Raw genomic sequence first — 18,292 nt, 5'->3', positions numbered from 1 at the left:
GTGCGTTGCTGAACCCTCCGCACACAGTGGTCCCAAGCGGCGAGCACTGACTTCCGTATCGTGGCGCCCGGTGTGACACTGGTGCGTGCTCCCGGTGCCACACCGCGGCACCGTCGCACTCGCGTGCGAGGTCGTCATGAACACTCCGGGTACGCGATCCAACACGGCGGGATGGGTGCTCGGCGCACCCTCCGCCTCCACTGTGGACAGGTCGGTGCCGGACTCGGTGTCCGCAGTGGACCTCTCCGCCTACTGCCTGATGCTGGGCGACGACGCGCTGGTGCTGTCGGCCCGGCTGTCCGAATGGGGCGTTCGGGGAGCCGACCTGGCGACCGACATCGCGCTGGCCACCATCGCGCTGGACCTGTTGCGCCAGGCCAGGATTCTCCTGGAACGCGCGGGCGAGCTCGAAGGCGCCGGCCGCGACGAGAACCGGCTCGCCCACTTCCGCGACGCGGCGCACTTCCGCAACGTCCGGCTCGCCGAGGTCGACTGCGGACCGGGCCGCGGCGGCGACTTCGCGGCCACCGTCGCCCGGCTGCTGGTGATGTCGACGTGGCGCGCGGCGGTGTTCGAACGCCTCGCCCGCACCCGCGACCCCGTGCTGTCCGACCAGGCGTCCCGCAGCATCGCGACGCTGACCGCGCACCGCGACCACGCCGCGCGCTGGGCCGCGTCGCTGGGCCAGGGCGGCGCCGAGGTCCGCGCCGCGCTTGCCGACGGGTTCGAGCGCATCTGGCCGCTGGTAGGCGAGCTGTTCAGCCCGCACCCGGTCGAACTGTCGCTGGCCGAGGCGGACTGCGCGGTCGACCCGTCGGCGGTGCGCTCCGACGTCGTCGCCCACCTCGACACCGTCCTCGCCGAGGCACGCGTCGACCGCCCCGACCCGGCGGTGTTCACCGCCTTCACCCCGCCCGGCGGGCGGGAAGGGGCCCATACCGGTTCCATGGAGTTCCTGCTCGCCGAAATGCAGTACCTAGCCCGATCGGCGCGGTAAATGAGTAGTTACCCGCAAGAACCCGGTGCCGTCGCGGGTGCACAGTGAAGTGATGGGTCGGGAACCCGTCCACGGCGCGCACCGTCGCAGCAGGTGAGGGGATGGCACGGCGCTCGAGTCCGGCGCGGGTTTCCTTCCAACGCCGAGCGGAAAGGCACAACTCGACATGGACGGGTTCTGGGTGCAGGTGCTGGTAGCGGTCGTCGCGGGCGCCGTCGGCGCCGCGGCGTCGATGGTGTTCGCCGCCTCCGGGCGGCGCCGCGTTCCCGGGCGGCAGCAGCGGCAGGAGGTGCCCGCCCCGCCGCCACCCGCCGCCCCGGCAGTCCCGCCGGACCGGTGGTTACCCCAGCTCCAGCGGTGCGAACAGGCCATCCGCCGCGCGGGCAGCGCCGTCGAGTCGGTGTCCTCGGCGCACGCGCGCCAGACGCTCAACTCCGTCGTGCAGCGGATGGACGCCGAGATGCCCCACATACGCGCGCTGGTCGAGCTCGGTCGCGGTCTCGACGCCGACGCGGTGGGGCAGGAAGTGGTCCTGCACCGGGTGCACCAGCAGCTCGAAGACGCCGCGGTCCGCTTCGCGATGTTCACCGACCACGTGCTCGAGGTCGTGCTGCAACTCGTGGCCGACCCCGACATGAGCCGAGTGCACCAGCAGGTGACGGTGCTTCGGGAGCAGTTCCCGCTGCTGCGGCCGATGTCGGCCGTGCTCGCGCCGGAGTCCGCCCCGCCCCGCTCACTGCTCAACGTCTGAGCCGCGAGGGCCCCTCGGAGGGGCTGCGGTCAGCCCAACCACGGCGTGCGGTCAGCCGGACGTCCGGTCAGCCGGTCGCGCTCCGGCGTTCGGTCAGTCGGTCGACTGCGACCACCAGTGCAGGACGTTGTCGGCGACGCCGGGCGCGGCGACCAGGAGGCCGTCGACGGGCAGCGCGGTGTGCCGGCCGTGGCGGTCCAGCACCGCGGCACCGGACTCGACCGCCAGCGCCAACGCCCCCGCCACGTCCCACTCCTCGTACGAGTCGAGTACCGCGGCCATCGCGTGGCCCAGCGCGACCTGGGTGATCGCCAGCGCCGGCGACCCGAGCAGCCGCACGCCCACCTGCGCGGCCGTGGCGTTGGTGATGAACCGGTCCATGCCGCGCCAAGCGCCGGTCCTGGTCAGCTCCGTGCACACGATCCCGGCGCGGGTCTCCTGCTGGTCGGACAACCGCACCGGAGTCCCGTTCGCCCGCATCCCGCGCCCGCGCGCCGCCGCGTAGATCTGGCCCCGGTACGGGTCGGCGACCACCCCGACCACCGGCCCGTGCTCGTCGAGCATCGCCAGGCTGTAGGCGCACCACGGCAGCCCGGCGACGTAGTTCGCGGTGCCGTCGACCGGGTCGACCGACCACCGGAACCGCGCCGAGCTCGACCGCGCCGCGCACTGCTCGGCGACCGTCGTACCCGGTGAGGAGTCGAACTCCTCGCCGAACACCGGGATGCCCGGGAACTCGTCGGCCAGCACCCGGCGGGTGTGGCGCTCCAGGATGCGGCCGGTGTCGGTCACCCAGTCGAAAGGCGACTCGGTCGCCGCGGGTCTGGCTCCCCGCCCCGCCGTTTCGGTGATGACGTCGGCAGCGTCATTGGCGAGCCGGCCCGCGATCTCCAGAGCGCGGGAAACCAGGCCGGGCTCGACCCGCTGGGCGGGCTCGGATGGCAAGGCGGTCATGCCGCCTCAGCGTCATCGCGCTCGGTGTCCGCAGCGCTACGTGCAGGTGGACGGAGGGGGATGAGCAGGTCACGTTTCCGCGAGTTCTCCGCGACCGCCCAGCGAGCGGGTTTTCCGGACGGTATGGCGGAAAACGGCCGAATGGGGGGAGCGAGCCGAGGTCGGTGCGGTGGGTCGGTGGCGGCGCCGGAGGTCAGCGGAACGCTACCCGAGCGGGGCGCTCGCGGTGGGCGGTTCGGGTTTCGCGGGGTGTGACGTTGGCGATGGCGGGGGTCGGGTGTGCGTGTCCCGGACGGTAAGAGGGGGTTCAGGGCGCCTGCTGGTTGTGGTCGGCTTGGCGGGGCGCTTCCTGACGGCGGTGGTCGGCTCGGCAGTGGTGCCTGCTGGTCACGCGGCCGGCGTGTTGGGGGTGTCTTCGGTTGCCGTTGGCGCACGCGTCATGTCGCGGTCGTCTGATCGCCGGTCCGGCCCGGGACGGTATGAGCGTGCGGATCGCTATCGTCACCGAAAGCTTCCTGCCCCAGGTCAACGGAGTGACCAACTCGGTGCTGCGGGTACTGGAGCACCTGCGCCAGCGCGGGGATTCCGCGCTGGTGGTCGCTCCCGGCGCGGGCCCGGCCGAACACGCGGGCACCCCGGTGGTCCGGCTGCCCGCCGTCGACCTTCCGGTGGTCTCCTCGCTGCCCATCGGCTTCCCGACCCGCAGGCTCGTGCAGTCCCTGCACGAGTTCCAGCCCGACGTGGTGCACCTGGCATCGCCGTTCGTCGTCGGTGCCCGCGGTCTCGCCGCCGCCCGCAAGCTCGGCGTGCCGACGGTCGCGGTGTACCAGACCGACGTGGCGGGCTTCGCGGAGTCCTACGGCCTGGGCCTGACCGCCCGCGCGGCGTGGCGCTGGACGCGCAGGCTGCACAGCGGCGCCGACCGCACCCTCGCCCCTTCGAGTTGGGCCGTCGAAGCCCTGCGCGAACACGGCGTGCCTCGCGTGCACCGCTGGGGTCGAGGAGTCGACACGGTCCGGTTCTCCCCACGCCACCGGGACGAAGCACTGCACCACGAACTCGCCCCCAACGGCGAACTGCTGGTCGGCTACGTCGGCAGGCTCGCCCCGGAGAAGCACATTGAGAAGCTCGCGGTGCTCAACGAGACGCCAGGTGTGCGGGTGGTCGTGGTCGGCGACGGACCGCAGCGCGCGGCGCTGGAAGAGGCGCTGCCCGGCGCGGCCTTCCTCGGCCTGCGCACCGGCGAGGAGCTGGCACGCATCTACGCCAGCCTCGACGTCTTCGTGCACACGGGCCCGTACGAGACGTTCTGCCAGGCCGTGCAGGAGGCGATGGCCTCCGGCGTCCCGGTGGTCGCACCCGACGCGGGCGGCCCCAGGGACCTGGTGCTGCCCGGCCGCACCGGCTACCTGCTCCCGCCGGACGACACGGCCGCGCTGCGCGACGCGGTCAACGCCTTGCGCGACGGCGCGCTGCGCACCCGGTTCGGCCAGGCCGCGCGTACCGCGGTGTCGGGCCGCACCTGGCCGGCGCTCTGCGACGAACTGGTCGCCCACTACCGCGCGGTGCTCGACACACCCCTGCGGGCAGCGGCCTGAGGGCGGAGTCCCGGCAGCGCCCTGGCGGGCGGAGCCCGAGGGGTTTTGGCGGGCGGGTGCCTGACGGGCGCAGCCGCAGCGGCTTGGTCTTCGGGCGCGGGTGCGGCGGCTTGGTCTCGGGCGCGGGCGGCGCGGAGAGTCCGGAGGCGCAGCGGGCAGCGGCCTGACCTCCGGGGCCGCCGCGTAGGCTGATGGCGTGTCTAGGGCAGGTTTGGACAAGAACCCGCGTGAGGTCGCCGCGATGTTCGACGGCGTCGCGCGGCGCTACGACCTGACCAACACGGTGATCTCGTTCGGCCAGGACCGCCGCTGGCGCCACGTCACCCGCGATGCCCTCCAGCCGAAGGCAGGCGAGCGCATCCTGGACCTGGCGGCGGGCAGCGGGGTCTCCACGGTCGAGTTCGGCCGCTCGGGCGCCTGGTGCGTCGCCGCGGACCTGTCGGTCGGCATGCTCCAGGCGGGCCGCCACCGCGAGGTGCCCATGGTCGCGGCGGACGCCCTGCGGCTGCCGTTCGCGGACGAGTCCTTCGACGCGGTGACGATCATGTTCGGCCTGCGCAACCTGACCGACACGGTCGCCGGCCTGCGGGAGATGGCCCGCGTGGTGCGGCCGGGGGGACGGCTCGTGGTGTGCGAGTTCTCCACCCCCACCTGGAAGCCGTTCCGGTCGCTCTACATGCTCTACGTGATGCGGATCCTCCCGCTGGTGGCGGGCACGGTCGCCTCGAACCCGGACGCCTACACCTACCTCGCGGAGTCAATCCGCGACTGGCCCGACCAGAAGGCCCTCGCGGGCAAGATCGCCGAGGCCGGATGGAGCGAGGTCGCCTGGCGCGACCTCACCAACGGAGCCGTCGCCGTCCACCGCGCCCTCAAGCCGGAGAGCTGAGGGAGCGGCACCTCCCGCCGCGGGCCTTGCCCGTCGGCCCGGCACTGCGGTTTTCCTCGACGGCGGGGCCACCACACCAGCGGTCTTTGACGGCGGGGCTGGCATTTGCGGCGGTCTTTGACGTAGGGGCTTTGGCTGTCGGCTCGCCTTGGGTGGTGGGGGCGGGGGTTTACGGGGGACTCACCCTGGCCTCGCGGCTCACTTTGAGGAGCGGGGGCGCGGGGGTTTTCGAGGTACCCACCCTGGCTTTGCGGGTCGCCTTCCGTCGGGGTTTCTGGGGCGCTCGCCGCCCCCAGGCCCCCGGCAGGCCTCCGGGATGAGCGGGTTTTCGGGGCATCCTGCGGTGGGGAGCGGAAGGCCCCCTTGACCCGGTCTGATCGGGCTGGCGCCAGGTCGACGGGATGAGAACCACGGCACCGCCCCTGTGGGTGTGGTGCCCGTGGGGTTGTTGTTTCGGGTGGTGTTCCTCGTTCGGCTGTTCGGATCGTCACGTTCGCCGTTGGGGTGGCGGTGGGGGTGCTCTGCGGGGCGGAACAGGCCGTTCACCTGCGATGACGGTCACCCGGCTGGCCTATTTCGCGGACTCGATCGCGGGCTGGTCGCGGCCTAGACTCGGAGTTAGTGAACTCGTTCACAAGCGGGATCCGGAGGGGTCCCGGGGAGTCGAAGCACGATTCGAGGAGTGTCATGACGAGCGCCACCAGCCGCCGCGGGCCGAACGAAGACGCCGACGTGATCGTCGTCGGTGCGGGTCCGTCCGGATCGACGGCTGCGACGTACCTGGCCCGTGCGGGCCTGGACGTGCTGCTGCTGGAGAAGAGCACGTTCCCCCGCGAGAAGGTCTGCGGCGACGGGATCACGCCGCGGGGTGTCAAGCAGCTCGTCGACCTGGGTGTTGACACTCGTGAGGAGGCGGGCTGGCTGCACAACCGCGGCCTGCGCGTGGTCGGGGGCGGCGTGACGGTCGAGCTGGACTGGCCGAGTCTCGCCGACTTCCCGCCGTACGGGGTCGTGCGGCCGCGCAACGACTTCGACGACCTGCTCGCCGGGTGCGCCAAGCAGGCGGGGGCCCGGATGGTGGAGAACACCACGGTCACCGGCGCGGTGACCGACGACCGGACCGGGCGCGTGGTCGGCGTCGAGGGCAAGAGCGGGCCGGAGCGGGAGCCGGTGACCTACCGCGCGCCGCTGGTGCTGGGCTGCGACGGGGTGTCGGCGCGGCTCGCGCTGTCGGTGGGCATCCAGAAGCGCGAGGACCGGCCGATGGGTGTGGCGGTGCGCCGCTACTACAACAGCCCCCGCACCAAGGACGACTTCCTGGAGTCGCACCTGGAGCTGTGGGACCGCTCGAACCCCGACGAGCCGCGGCTGCTGCCCGGCTACGGCTGGATCTTCGGCATGGGCGACGGCACCTCCAACGTGGGGCTCGGCATCCTTTCGACGTCCAAGGCGTACGGCAAGACGGACTACCGGCAGCTGCTCCGGTCGTGGCTCGACGGCACGCCCGAGGAGTGGGGCTTCCGGGAGGAGAACGCCACCGGCCGGATCGGCGGCGCCGCGCTGCCCATGGGCTTCAACCGGGTGCCGCACTACCGCGACGGCCTGCTGCTGGTCGGGGACGCGGGCGGCATGGTCAACCCGTTCAACGGCGAGGGCATCGCCTACGCCATGGAGTCGGCCCGGCTGGCCGCCGAGTGCGTGGTGCACGCGATGGCCCGGCCCGCCGGGCACTCGAGGGAGCAGGCGCTGGGCCGGTACCCGCGGGTGGTGTCGCAGTCGATGGGCGGCTACTTCCGGATGGGCCACATCTTCACCAAGTTGATTGGCAATCCCACCGTGATGCGGATGGCCACCAAGCACGGTCTACCCAGGACCACGCTCATGCGTTTCGTGTTGAAGCTGCTGGCAAATCTCTACGACGCCAAGGACGGTGACGCCATGGACCGTGTGATCAGTGCCACTACTCGCCTCACCCCTAGCGCCTGATGGCGGGAGTCTGGTCAGATGTGCACGAAGGACGTGTGCGACAAGTCATAAAGTTAGGTTCGCCTCACTACTGAGCCGACACGGTCGACCGCATAGAGTGCGCAACTGACGGCTGTGGCGTGATTTCCGTCTCGGCGGGGGCCATCGAAGGAGGGCAGTGCGGTGCTCAACCAGTACGGGCTCGATGCCTACGTCCCGCTGGTGCTGATGTTCGCGTTGGCACTGGGGTTCGCGGTGTTCTCCGTGGCGATCGCTCCGCTGGTGGGCCCCCGCCGGTACAACCGCGCCAAGCTCGACGCCTACGAGTGCGGCATCGAGCCGTCACCGCAGCCCGTCGTCGGCGGCGGCCGGATGCCGGTCGCCTACTACCTCACGGCGATGTTGTTCATCCTGTTCGACATCGAAATGGTCTTCCTCTATCCGTTCGCGGTCTCCGCGGACGCCCTCGGCCTGTTCGGCGTGGTCGAGATCGTGTTGTTCATCGCCACCGTCGGGTTCGCCTACGTATACGTGTGGCGGCGCGGCGGCCTGGACTGGAACTAGCCGCAGCGACGCGGGAAGGAGTGCCGAGATGGGGCTGGAAGAGAAGCTGCCCAACGGCATCCTGTTGGCCAATGTGGAGAAACTCGTCAACTGGACGCGGAAGACATCCGTGTGGCCTGCGGCCTTCGGGTTGGCGTGTTGCGCGATCGAGATGATGACCGTCGGCGGATCCCGCTACGACATCGCCCGGTTCGGCATGGAGCGGTTCTCCGCCACGCCCCGGCAGGCCGACCTGATGGTCGTCGCAGGCCGGGTGACCAACAAGATGGCCCCCGTCCTGCGGCAGGTCTACGACCAGATGCCCGAACCCCGCTGGGTGATCGCGATGGGCGTGTGCGCCTCCAGCGGCGGGATGTTCAACAACTACGCCGTCGTGCAGGGCGTCGACCACGTCGTGCCGGTCGACATGTACCTGCCGGGCTGCCCACCGCGCCCGGAGATGCTGCTCGACGCGATCCTCAAGCTGCACGCCAAGATCATGGACGAGCCGATCAACGCCAAGCGGGCCGCGCTGCGGCTGGAGAGCGGCGCCCGCACCGAGCTGGTCCCGTCCTCCGAGCGCTATGCGCCGAAGAACCGCTCGCAGCGCAAGCTCGCCGAGCGCCAGCAGGCGGCGCAACGACGTGAGATGGGCGCCGAGAAGCCGTTGGGCGCTCTCGAAGAGCGCGCAGAGCTCAACGCGGGCAGGTGAGTTCGTTGACCGAGAACCAGACAACGCCGGACCCCGGCGAACCCGGCTCCAGCGCCGATCGACCCGGCGGCCTGGTGCCGACCGGCGACGGCGCGGAGTTCGTGGCCGGCCGCTCCCGCAAGGGCATGTTCGGTGTCCGCGGCACCGGTGACACCTCCGGCTACGGCGGCCTGCGGCTGCCGGCCTACGTCCCGGCCCCCGCCGAGCGCCCCTACGGCGGGTGGTTCGACGAGGTGGCCGACAGCCTCTTCCTGGCGCTGCGCGAGCGCGGCGTCCCGGCAGAGTCGGTGCTGCAGGTGAGCGTCGACCGCGGCGAGATCACCTTCTACGTCGCCCGCGAGCACCTGCTGGAGATCTGCCGCAGCCTGCGCGACGATGCCGCGCTGCGCTTCGAGATGTGCGCGTCGGTGTCCGGTGTGGACTACGGCCCCGAGGTGCCCCAGCGGCTGCACTCGGTCTACCACCTGCTGTCCATGACCTACCGGCGGCGCGTCCGGCTGGAGGTCGCGCTGGAGGTCGACGACCCGCACCTGCCGTCGGTGGTCGAGGTCTACCCGACCGCCGACTACCAGGAGCGGGAGACCTACGACATGTTCGGCATCGTCTACGACGGGCACCCCGCGCTCACCCGCATCCTGATGCCCGACGACTGGGACGGTCACCCGCAGCGCAAGGACTACCCGCTCGGCGGGATCCCCGTGGAGTACAAGGGCGCCGAGATCCCGCCGCCCGACCAGCGCAGGGCTTATTCGTGACGCACGCGGCCCGGCCGAAGTGCCACACCACAAAGGGGTGGAGATGAGTACCGAACCACTGGCCGATCCCGCCGCCGGCCTGGGTGATCCCTACGCGGCGTCGTCCCGGGAGACCACCGAGGGACGGGTCTACACGGTCACCGGCGGCGACTGGGACGAGTTCATCGACGAGTCCGCGGGCGAGGAGCGGATCGTCATCAACTTCGGCCCGCAGCACCCTTCCGCGCACGGCGTGCTGCGGCTGGTGTTCGAGCTCGAGGGCGAGACGATCGTCAAGGCCCGCTCGGTCATCGGCTACCTGCACACCGGCATCGAGAAGAACGTCGAGTACCGCACCTGGACCCAGGGCGTCACCTTCGTGACGCGCATGGACTACCTCGCGCCGCTGCACAACGAGACCGCCTACTGCATGGCGGTCGAGAAGCTGCTCGGCGTCGAGGCGCCGCCGCGGGCGCAGACGTTCCGGGTGATGCTGATGGAGCTCAGCCGGATCGCCTCGCACCTGGTCTTCCTGGCCACCGGCGCGATGGAGATGGGCGCCACCACCGGTATGACCTTCGGCTTCCGCGAGCGCGAGGAGGTCCTGCACCTGCTGGAGTACCTCACCGGCCTGCGGATGAACCACGCGTTCGTCCGGCCCGGCGGGGTCGCCCAGGACCTGCCCGAGGGCTACCGGGAGAAGGTCCTGGACTTCATCAAGGTGATGGACTCCCGGCTGCCCTCCTACGACAAGCTGTTCACCGGCCAGCCGATCTGGAAGCAGCGCCTCAAGGACGTCGGCTACCTGCCGCTGGACGGCTGCATGCAGCTCGGCGTGACCGGGCCGGTGCTTCGCTCGTCCGGACTGGCCTGGGACCTGCGCAAGGTGCAGCCCTACTGCGGCTACGAGAACTACGAGTTCGAGGTGCCCACCAGCACCGAGGGCGACTGCTACGCCAGGTACCTGCTGCGGCTGGAGGAGATGCACCAGTCGCTGAAGATCATCCGGCAGTGCCTGGACAAGATGGAGCCGGGCCCGGTGATGGTCTCCGACGCCAAGATCGCCTGGCCGGCCAAGCTGACCATCGGACCCGACGGCATGGGCAACTCGCTTGAGCACGTCCGCAAGATCATGGGTCAGTCGATGGAGTCGCTGATCCACCACTTCAAGCTGGTGACCGAGGGCTTCGACGTGCCGCCCGGCCAGGTCTACGTGCCGGTCGAGTCCCCGCGCGGCGAGCTCGGCTACCACCTGGTCTCCGACGGCGGCACCCGCCCGATGCGGGTGCACGTGCGCGAACCCAGCTTCGTGAACCTGCAGGCGCTTCCGGCGATGGTCGAGGGCGGGCTGATGGCGGACGCGATCGCCTCGCTCGCCTCGCTCGACCCGGTGATGGGCGGGGTGGACCGGTGACGGACATGAGCAACACGGGCGCGGTCTTCGGCGAGGACGTGCGGGCCGACGCCAAGCAGATCATCAGCCGCTACCCGGAGTCGCGGTCGGCGCTGTTGCCGATGCTGCACCTGGTGCAGTCGGTGCAGGGCCACGTCAGCACGGAGGGCATCGGGTTCTGCGCCGAGCAGCTCGGCCTCTCCACCGCCGAGGTCAGCGCGGTCGCGACGTTCTACACGATGTACAAGCGCAAGCCGTGCGGGCAGCACCTGGTGAGCGTCTGCACCAACACGCTGTGCGCGGCGCTCGGCGGCGACTCGATCTACCGGACGCTCAGCGAGCACCTCGGCGTCGGCCACGACGAGACCGCGGGCAGGCCCGGCGAGGAGGGCTCGCTGACGCTGGAGCATGCCGAGTGCCTGGCGGCCTGCGACCTCGGCCCGGTGCTCCAGGTGAACTACGAGTACTACGACAACCAGACTCCGGAGAAGGCGCTGGATCTGGTCAAGGCGTTGCAGCGCGGGGAGAAGCCCGCGCCGACGCGGGGCGCCCCGCTGTCGGACTTCCGGGGCGCCGAGCGCCAGCTCGCCGGGTTCTTCGACCGGCCGGGCGGCAGCTACGAGGACACCGTGGACGGCCCGTCGGCGGCGGAGGAGACGTTGCGCGGAGCGCGCATCGCCAACGAGCGGGGCTGGACCGCCCCGGCGATGCCCGACGACGCCGAGCTCCCGCCGGTGCCGGAGAAGAAGTGAGGGTGGCCATGACCGAATCCAAGCCGAGCCCGCTGACCCCGGTGCTGACGAAGCGGTGGCTGTCACCGAACTCCTGGACGCTGGCGACCTACGAGCAGCTCGAGGGCTACAGCGCGCTGCGCAAGGCGCTGAAGGCCCACCCGGACCAGCTCATCGAGCTGGTGAAGTCGGCGGGCCTGCGCGGTCGCGGAGGCGCCGGGTTCCCGGCGGGCGTGAAGTGGAGCTTCATGCCCAAGGAGCCGGTCAAGCCGCACTACCTGGTCATCAACGCCGACGAGGGCGAGCCGGGGACCTGCAAGGACATCCCGCTGATGATGGCCGACCCGCACTCGCTGATCGAGGGCTGCGTCATCGCCAGCTACGCGATGCGGGCCAACAACTGCATGATCTACGTGCGCGGTGAGGCGCTGCACTGCATCCGCCGCCTCAGCAAGGCCGTCCAGGAGGCGTACGCCGCGGGCTACCTCGGCAGGAACATCCTCGACTCCGGCTTCGACCTCGACATCGTGGTCCACGCCGGCGCCGGCGCCTACATCTGCGGCGAGGAGACCGCGCTGCTGGACTCGCTGGAGGGCAAGCGCGGCCAGCCCCGGCTCAAGCCGCCGTTCCCGGCCGCCGCCGGGCTCTACGCGTGCCCGACCACGGTCAACAACGTCGAGACCATCGCCTCGGTGCCCTACATCGTCAACGGCGGCTCGGACTGGTTCCGGCTGATGGGCAGCGAGAAGTCGCCCGGGCCCAAGATCTACTCGGTGTCCGGCCACGTCGAGCGGCCCGGCCAGTACGAGGCCCCACTGGGCACCACGCTGCGGGAGCTGCTGGAGCTGGCCGGCGGCATGAAGGACGGCATCCCGCTGAAGTTCTGGACGCCCGGAGGCTCGTCGACCCCGCTGTTCACCGCCGAGCACCTGGACGTCCCGCTGGACTTCGAGGGCGCGGCCGAGGCCGGCTCGATGCTCGGCACGACCGCGGTCATGGTCTTCAACGAGACCGTCTCGGTGCCGTGGGCGGTCATGAAGTGGACCCAGTTCTACGAGCACGAGTCCTGCGGCAAGTGCACGCCCTGCCGCGAGGGGACCTTCTGGCTGGCCCAGGTGCTGGAGCGGATGGTCGAGGGCCGGGGCACCCCGGAGGACGTCGACACCCTGCTCGACGTCTGCGACAACATCTTCGGCCGTTCGTTCTGCGCGCTCGGCGACGGCGCGGTCAGCCCGATCACCAGCGGCATCAAGTACTTCCGCGAGGAGTTCCTCGCGCTGTGCACCAAGACCGAAGAGCCCGCACTCGCAGGAGCGGCCCGATGACCGTGGCACCAGAAGCGCAGACCCGCCCCGTACCGGAGGGCCACGTTCGCCTGACCATCGACGGTGTCGAGGTGGACGCGCCCAAGGGCGAGCTGCTGATCCGCACCGCGGAGCGGATGGGCATCGTGATCCCGCGGTTCTGTGACCACCCGCTGCTGGACCCCGCGGGCGCCTGCAGGCAGTGCCTGGTCGAGGTCGAGATGAACGGCAGGCCGATGCCCAAGCCGCAGGCGTCGTGCACCATGACCGTCGCCGACGGCATGGTCGTCAAGACCCAGCGGACCTCGGCGGTGGCCGACAAGGCGCAGCAGGGCGTGATGGAGCTGCTGCTGATCAACCACCCGCTGGACTGCCCGATCTGCGACAAGGGCGGCGAGTGCCCGCTGCAGAACCAGGCGCTCAAGCACGGCAGGGCGGACTCCCGCTTCCGCGACACCAAGCGGACCTTCGCCAAGCCGGTCCCGATCTCCTCGCAGATCCTGCTCGACCGCGAGCGCTGCGTGCTGTGCCAGCGCTGCACCCGGTTCTCCAAGGAGATCGCGGGCGACCCGTTCATCGAGCTGCTGGAGCGCGGCGCGTTGCAGCAGATCGGCATCGGCGAGCAGCAGCCGTTCCAGTCGTACTTCTCCGGCAACACCATCCAGATCTGCCCGGTCGGCGCGCTGACCAGCGCCGCCTACCGGTTCCGCTCCCGGCCGTTCGACCTGGTCTCCACGCCGGGCCAGTGCGAGCACTGCGCATCGGGCTGCGAGATCCGCAACGACTGGCGGCGCGGCAAGGTGATGCGCAGGCTGGCCGGGGACGCGCCGGAGGTCAACGAGGAGTGGATCTGCGACAAGGGCAGGTTCGGCTTCCGCTACGTCACCGCCACCGACCGCTTCACCCGGCCCATGGTCCGGGAGGGCGGTGAGCTGCGGCCGGCGTCCTGGACCGAGGCGCTCGGCGCGGCGGCGGCCGGGCTGGCCGCGGCCCGCGACGGCGGTGGCGTCGGGGTGCTGCCGGGTGGGCGGCTGACCGTCGAGGACGCCTACGCGTACTCGAAGTTCGCCCGAATCGCGTTGCGCACCAACGACATCGACTTCCGGGCACGGGCGCACTCCGCCGAGGAGCTGGCTTTCCTGGAGTCCACTGTGGTCGGCAGCTCGCCGGAGAGCGGCGGCGTGACCTACGCGGACCTGGAAGCCGCACCGGCGGTGCTGTGCGTGGCGTTCGAGCCCGAGGAGGAGTCGCCGATCGTCTTCCTGCGGCTGCGCAAGGCGGCCCGCAAGAGGAAGACGAAGGTCTACCACCTCGGGCAGTGGAACTCGCCGGGCGTGGAGAAGACCACCGTCATCGTGCACGACGGCGGACCGGTGAGCACCGGCTCGCTGGTCGCCTGCCCGCCGGGCGGGGAGGCCGCCGCGCTGGCCGAGCTTCCGTCCGAAGTGGACCAGGCGCTGCGGGCCGAAGGCGCGGTGCTCGTCGTCGGCGAGCGCGCCGCGCAGGTGCCCGGCCTCTGCTCCGCGGTCCTGCGCACCGCCGCGGCCACCGGCGCCCGGGTCGCCTGGGTGCCGCGCCGCGCGGGCGAGCGCGGCGCGATCGAGGCCGGGGCGCTGCCCACGCTGCTGCCCGGCGGCAGGCCGGTCTCCGACGCGGCGGCCCGCGCCGAGGTCGAGCAGAGCTGGGGCCTGGACGTCGGGACGCTGCCTGCCGCACCGGGCCGCGACGGCAACGCCATCCTCGCCGACGCGGCCGAGGGCAGGCTCTCCGGTCTGCTCGTCGGCGGTGTCGACCCGGACGACCTGCCCGACCCCGAACTCGCCGAGCGGGCCCTGCGCAGCGTCGGCTTCGTGGTCAGCCTGGAGCTGCGGCCCAGCGCCGTCACAGAGCACGCCGACGTCGTGCTGCCGATCGCCGCAAGCGTCGAGCGCGCGGGTTCCTACCTCAACTGGGAAGGACGCCGCCGGGAGTTCCAGACAACCATCGACGGCACCGGCGCCCTGCCGGACTGCCGGGTGCTCGACACCCTCGCCGTGGAGATGGACGCCGACCTGTTCACCCAGACACCGGCCGCCGCGGCCGGTGAGCTGGAGCGGCTCGGCACCGGCACCGCCCCCCGGCCCACGGCGCCCGACCAGCCCGCGCCCACCGTCCGGCCCGGCCCGGACCAGGTGCTGCTGGCCACCTGGCGGCAGCTCCTCGACGACGGCTCGCTGCAGGACGGCGAACCCAACCTCGCGGGCACCGCCCGGCGGCCGGTCGCGCGGATCTCCCAGCGCACCGCGCAGCGCGTCGGCCTCCAGCCCGGCCAGCGGCTGGAGGTACGCACCGGGCGCGGCGCGATCACGCTGGAAGCCGAGATCAGCGAGATGCCCGACGACGTGGTGTGGCTGCCCACCGACTCCGGGCCCTCCAAGGTCAACCGCGCCCTCGGCGCGGGGCACGGCTCGGTGGTCGAACTGGCCGCCGCCACCCCGCTGCCCGCGGGCGGCAACGGCCACGTGCCGCACCTCGATGGGGGTAGAGCATGACCAACACCGCGGAACTGCTCGCCGACGACCCGATCTGGCTGGTCCTGATCAAGGTCGTGGTGATCTTCGCCTTCCTCGTGGTGATGACGCTGTTCTCGATCTGGGCCGAGCGGCGCGTCATCGGCCGCATGCAGCACCGGCCGGGCCCGAACCGGGCCGGACCGTTCGGCCTGCTGCAGTCGCTGGCCGACGGCCTGAAGCTGGCGTTCAAGGAGGACATCCGACCGGTCCTGGCCGACAAGTGGGTGTACTTCCTGGCCCCGGTGATCTCGGCGACGCCCGCGCTGGTGGCGTTCTCGGTGATCCCGCTCGGCGGCGAGGTCACCGTCTTCGGCCACCAGACCGCGCTGCAGCTCGTCGAGCTGCCGGTCGGCCTGCTGGTGGTGCTGGCCTGCGCCTCGATCGGCGTCTACGGCATCGTGCTGGCCGGCTGGTCCTCCGGCTCGCCCTACCCGCTGCTGGGCTCGCTGCGCTCGGCGGCGCAGGTGATCTCCTACGAGATCGCGATGGGCCTGTCGTTCGTCGCGGTGATCATGTACGCGGGGACGCTGTCGACCTCGGGTATCGTCGAGGCGCAGAAGGGCGGCTGGTTCGCGCTGCTGCTGCCCTTCAGCTTCCTGGTCTACGTGGTGTCGATGGTCGGCGAGACCAACCGCGCCCCGTTCGACCTCCCGGAGGCCGAGTCCGAGCTGGTCGGCGGCTTCCACACCGAGTACTCGTCGCTGAAGTTCGCGCTGTTCTTCCTCGCCGAGTACATCAACATGGTCACCGTCTCGGCGCTGGCGACGACGCTGTTCCTCGGCGGCTGGCACGCCCCGTGGCCGCTGTCGTCGATCGGCGGCGGGGTCCTCGACACCGGCTGGTGGCCGGTGCTGTGGTTCCTCGGCAAGACGCTGGCGTTCCTGTTCTTCTTCGTCTGGCTGCGCGGCACCCTGCCGCGGTTGCGCTACGACCAGTTCATGAACGTGGGCTGGAAGTTCCTGGTGCCGCTGAGCCTGCTGTGGATCATCGCGGTCACCGTCATCCGGGCCCTGCGCAACAACGACGCGGTCACCTCGCAGCAGTTCCTGATCGCGGGCGGCGTGGTCATCGCCGTCCTGCTCGTCGCGACGTTCCTGATCCCCGACCGCAAGGTCCCAGAGTCCGACGGCGAGGTCCCGCTCGCGGGCAGCGGGTACCCGATCCCGCCGCTGGACCTCGAAGTGCCGAAGGCCCCGCCGCGGCGCAGCGCGGTGCACACGGGTGCGCAGGCCGCGCCTGCCGGGCAGCTGCCGGGCGAAGGCGCCGGCTCGACCAAGGAGGAGCCCAATGGGAGTGTTTGATCCGATCAAGGGCTTCGGCGTCACCTTCTCGACGATGTTCCGCAAGGTCGTCACCGAGGAGTACCCGGAGGTCAAGAAGATCCCGGCGCCTCGGTTCCACGGCAAGCACCAGCTCAACCGTCACCCGGACGGGCTGGAGAAGTGCGTGGGCTGCGAGCTGTGCGCCTGGGCGTGCCCGGCCGACGCGATCTTCGTCGAGGGCGGCACGAACACCGAGGACGAGCGGTACTCGCCCGGTGAGCGCTACGGCATGGACTACCAGATCAACTACCTGCGCTGCATCGGCTGCGGGTTGTGCATCGAGGCATGCCCGACCCGCTCGCTGACCATGACCAACGAGTACGAGACCGCCGACGACAACCGTCGCGACCTCATCTTCACCAAGGAAGACCTGCTCGCGCCGCTGCTGCCGGGCATGGAGCAGCCGCCGCACCCGATGCGGCTCGGCGACGACGAGCAGGACTACTACGTGCGGGGTCCGGAACTGGCGCGGCAGGCCGGGGTTCCCGAGGGCGAGACCGTGGAGACCGGTCCTGAGGAGGCCAGAAGGTGATGGCACTCGCGGCCCAGATCCTCCAGCAAACGCAGTACCTGGCGCAGACCCAGGCCCAGGACGTGGTCGGCGCCGGCGAGGCCGCGGTCTTCTGGACCCTCGGCCCGCTGGCGCTGCTCGGCGCGCTCGGCATGGTCTTCGCCCGCAACGCGGTGCACTCCGCGCTCTGGCTGGTGCTGACGATGCTGTGCCTCGGCGTGCTCTACATGGCCCAGAGCGCGCCGTTCCTCGGTTTCACCCAGATCATCGTCTACACCGGCGCGATCATGATGCTGTTCCTGTTCGTGCTGATGATGGTGGGCCGCGACTCGTCGGACTCGGTCGTGGAGGTGCTGCGCGGGCAGCGGCTGGCCGCGGCGCTGGCGGGCGTGGGCTTCGCCGCGCTGCTGGTGACCGGCCTGGCCAGGGCGCTCACCGACGTGCCGGTCGCCGCGCCGCTGAACCCGTGGTCGCCGCAGGGCGGTGGCGCGGGCGGTCTCGGACGGCTGATCTTCACCGACTACCTGTTCCCCTTCGAGCTCACCTCGGCGCTGCTGATCACCGCGGCGCTGGGCGCGATGGTCCTGGCCTACGGCGGCAAGGGGCGGGCCAAGCGGATGTCGCAGCGCGACATGGCCGACGCCCGCTTCCGCAGCGCGCGGGTCTCGCCGCTGCCCGGCCCGGGCGTCTACGCGACGGCGAACTCGGTGGCCACGCCCGCGTTGCTGCCCGACGGCTCGGTCGCCCCGGAGTCGCTCTCGGAGCTGCTGGACAACCTGCCCGCCGACCGGTTCCGCGAGGAGCGCCGGGCGGTTTCGGGAGAGGCGCCCGAACCCGGGCCGCGCGCGCTGACCGGTGAGCGGGAGGCCGAGCAGGCCACGACGCCGGATCGCTCCGAGCCGGAGCACACCAACGGCGACGGACCGCACCCCGGCGGCGGCAACGGGAACGGCAACGGCAACGGCAACGGCAAGGAATCCGAGCAAGCATCCACCGAGGAGGTCCGGCGGTGACCCCGACCTACTACCTGCTGTTGTCGGCCCTGCTGTTCAGCATCGGGGCGGTGGGCGTCCTGGTCCGGCGCAACGCGATCGTCGTGTTCATGTGCATCGAGCTGATGCTCAACGCCGTCAACCTGACGCTGGTGACCTTCGCCCGCATCGAGGGGTCGGTGAACGGGCAGGTCATGGCCTTCTTCGTGATGGTCGTCGCCGCGGCCGAGGTCGTGGTCGGCCTGGCGATCATCATGTCGATCTTCCGTACGCGTCGCTCGGCCTCGGTCGATGACGCCAACCTCCTGAAGTACTGAGAGGCGCGTGGTGACGGCAATGACGAC

General features: G+C 71.1%; 17 protein-coding genes. 16 read left to right on the top strand and 1 reads right to left on the bottom strand.

All coding sequences use genetic code 11. The features are described from left to right. The first annotated feature begins 136 nt into the window (after positions 1 to 136). Together paaC and HUO13_RS34785 are read left to right on the top strand one after the other, a co-directional pair. Positions 137 to 997, top strand: coding sequence for a 1,2-phenylacetyl-CoA epoxidase subunit PaaC (paaC, locus tag HUO13_RS34790; protein WP_249124293.1), 861 nt, complete (start codon positions 137 to 139; stop codon positions 995 to 997). A 166-nt stretch (positions 998 to 1,163) separates the two neighbouring features. Continuing rightward, a complete protein-coding gene (locus tag HUO13_RS34785) occupies positions 1,164 to 1,748 on the top strand; it encodes a hypothetical protein (RefSeq protein WP_211899087.1) in 585 nt (194 codons plus the stop codon). A 93-nt stretch (positions 1,749 to 1,841) separates the two neighbouring features. Here HUO13_RS34785 and HUO13_RS34780 read toward each other — a convergent pair whose 3' ends face one another. Then, on the bottom strand, positions 1,842 to 2,702 hold the full coding sequence (locus tag HUO13_RS34780) for an inositol monophosphatase family protein (protein WP_211899086.1): 861 nt from the start codon (positions 2,700 to 2,702) through the stop codon (positions 1,842 to 1,844). Between the two features lie 485 nt (positions 2,703 to 3,187). On the opposite strand from HUO13_RS34780, the gene HUO13_RS34775 reads away from it, so the two are divergent. From HUO13_RS34775 to nuoK, 14 genes are all read left to right on the top strand, one after another. After that, positions 3,188 to 4,300, top strand: coding sequence for a glycosyltransferase family 4 protein (locus HUO13_RS34775; RefSeq protein WP_211899085.1), 1,113 nt, complete (start codon positions 3,188 to 3,190; stop codon positions 4,298 to 4,300). Positions 4,301 to 4,496: 196 nt separating this feature from the next. Then, the gene (locus HUO13_RS34770) at positions 4,497 to 5,189 is read left to right on the top strand and encodes a demethylmenaquinone methyltransferase (protein WP_211899084.1); all 693 of its coding nucleotides are present in this window, start codon (positions 4,497 to 4,499) and stop codon (positions 5,187 to 5,189) included. A gap of 687 nt (positions 5,190 to 5,876) precedes the next feature. After that, complete coding sequence (locus HUO13_RS34765) at positions 5,877 to 7,175, top strand: geranylgeranyl reductase family protein (RefSeq protein ID WP_211899083.1); 1,299 nt, start codon at positions 5,877 to 5,879, stop codon at positions 7,173 to 7,175. A 162-nt stretch (positions 7,176 to 7,337) separates the two neighbouring features. After that, positions 7,338 to 7,718, top strand: a complete 381-nt coding sequence (locus HUO13_RS34760) for an NADH-quinone oxidoreductase subunit A (RefSeq protein ID WP_211899082.1) — start codon at positions 7,338 to 7,340, stop codon at positions 7,716 to 7,718. 28 nt (positions 7,719 to 7,746) lie between these two features. Continuing rightward, positions 7,747 to 8,409 (top strand): NuoB/complex I 20 kDa subunit family protein, encoded by a 663-nt coding sequence (locus HUO13_RS34755; RefSeq protein WP_009944047.1) that lies wholly within the window; start codon positions 7,747 to 7,749, stop codon positions 8,407 to 8,409. A gap of 5 nt (positions 8,410 to 8,414) precedes the next feature. Next, positions 8,415 to 9,164, top strand: coding sequence for an NADH-quinone oxidoreductase subunit C (locus HUO13_RS34750; protein WP_211899081.1), 750 nt, complete (start codon positions 8,415 to 8,417; stop codon positions 9,162 to 9,164). 43 nt (positions 9,165 to 9,207) lie between these two features. Then, positions 9,208 to 10,557, top strand: coding sequence for an NADH-quinone oxidoreductase subunit D (locus HUO13_RS34745; protein ID WP_211899080.1), 1,350 nt, complete (start codon positions 9,208 to 9,210; stop codon positions 10,555 to 10,557). A gap of 5 nt (positions 10,558 to 10,562) precedes the next feature. After that, positions 10,563 to 11,288 carry an NADH-quinone oxidoreductase subunit NuoE gene (gene nuoE, locus HUO13_RS34740; RefSeq protein ID WP_211899079.1) on the top strand — a complete coding sequence of 242 codons (726 nt, stop codon included), beginning with the start codon at positions 10,563 to 10,565 and terminating at the stop codon, positions 11,286 to 11,288. An 8-nt stretch (positions 11,289 to 11,296) separates the two neighbouring features. Beyond that, positions 11,297 to 12,592, top strand: a complete 1,296-nt coding sequence (nuoF, locus tag HUO13_RS34735; protein ID WP_211899078.1) for an NADH-quinone oxidoreductase subunit NuoF — start codon at positions 11,297 to 11,299, stop codon at positions 12,590 to 12,592. Further along, complete coding sequence (locus HUO13_RS34730) at positions 12,589 to 15,102, top strand: NADH-quinone oxidoreductase subunit G (protein ID WP_211899077.1); 2,514 nt, start codon at positions 12,589 to 12,591, stop codon at positions 15,100 to 15,102. Before nuoF ends, HUO13_RS34730 begins: the two co-directional genes overlap by 4 nt. Further along, entirely contained in the window at positions 15,099 to 16,424 is a 1,326-nt protein-coding gene (gene nuoH, locus HUO13_RS34725) for an NADH-quinone oxidoreductase subunit NuoH (RefSeq protein ID WP_211899076.1), read from the top strand. Before HUO13_RS34730 ends, nuoH begins: the two co-directional genes overlap by 4 nt. Beyond that, positions 16,411 to 16,977 (top strand): NADH-quinone oxidoreductase subunit NuoI, encoded by a 567-nt coding sequence (gene nuoI, locus HUO13_RS34720; RefSeq protein WP_211899075.1) that lies wholly within the window; start codon positions 16,411 to 16,413, stop codon positions 16,975 to 16,977. Before nuoH ends, nuoI begins: the two co-directional genes overlap by 14 nt. Then, entirely contained in the window at positions 16,977 to 17,969 is a 993-nt protein-coding gene (locus HUO13_RS34715) for an NADH-quinone oxidoreductase subunit J (protein ID WP_211903367.1), read from the top strand. The genes nuoI and HUO13_RS34715 overlap by 1 nt, the downstream gene beginning before the upstream one ends. After that, the gene (nuoK, locus tag HUO13_RS34710; protein ID WP_211899074.1) at positions 17,966 to 18,265 is read left to right on the top strand and encodes an NADH-quinone oxidoreductase subunit NuoK; all 300 of its coding nucleotides are present in this window, start codon (positions 17,966 to 17,968) and stop codon (positions 18,263 to 18,265) included. The genes HUO13_RS34715 and nuoK overlap by 4 nt, the downstream gene beginning before the upstream one ends. Positions 18,266 to 18,292 lie beyond the last annotated feature (27 nt).

It is taken from the genome of Saccharopolyspora erythraea (genome assembly GCF_018141105.1).
In the GTDB taxonomy this organism is placed as follows: Bacteria; Actinomycetota; Actinomycetes; order Mycobacteriales; family Pseudonocardiaceae; genus Saccharopolyspora_D; species Saccharopolyspora_D erythraea_A.
Note: the sequence above shows the minus strand (reverse complement) of the source record. Positions and strands in the feature narration are given on the sequence as shown.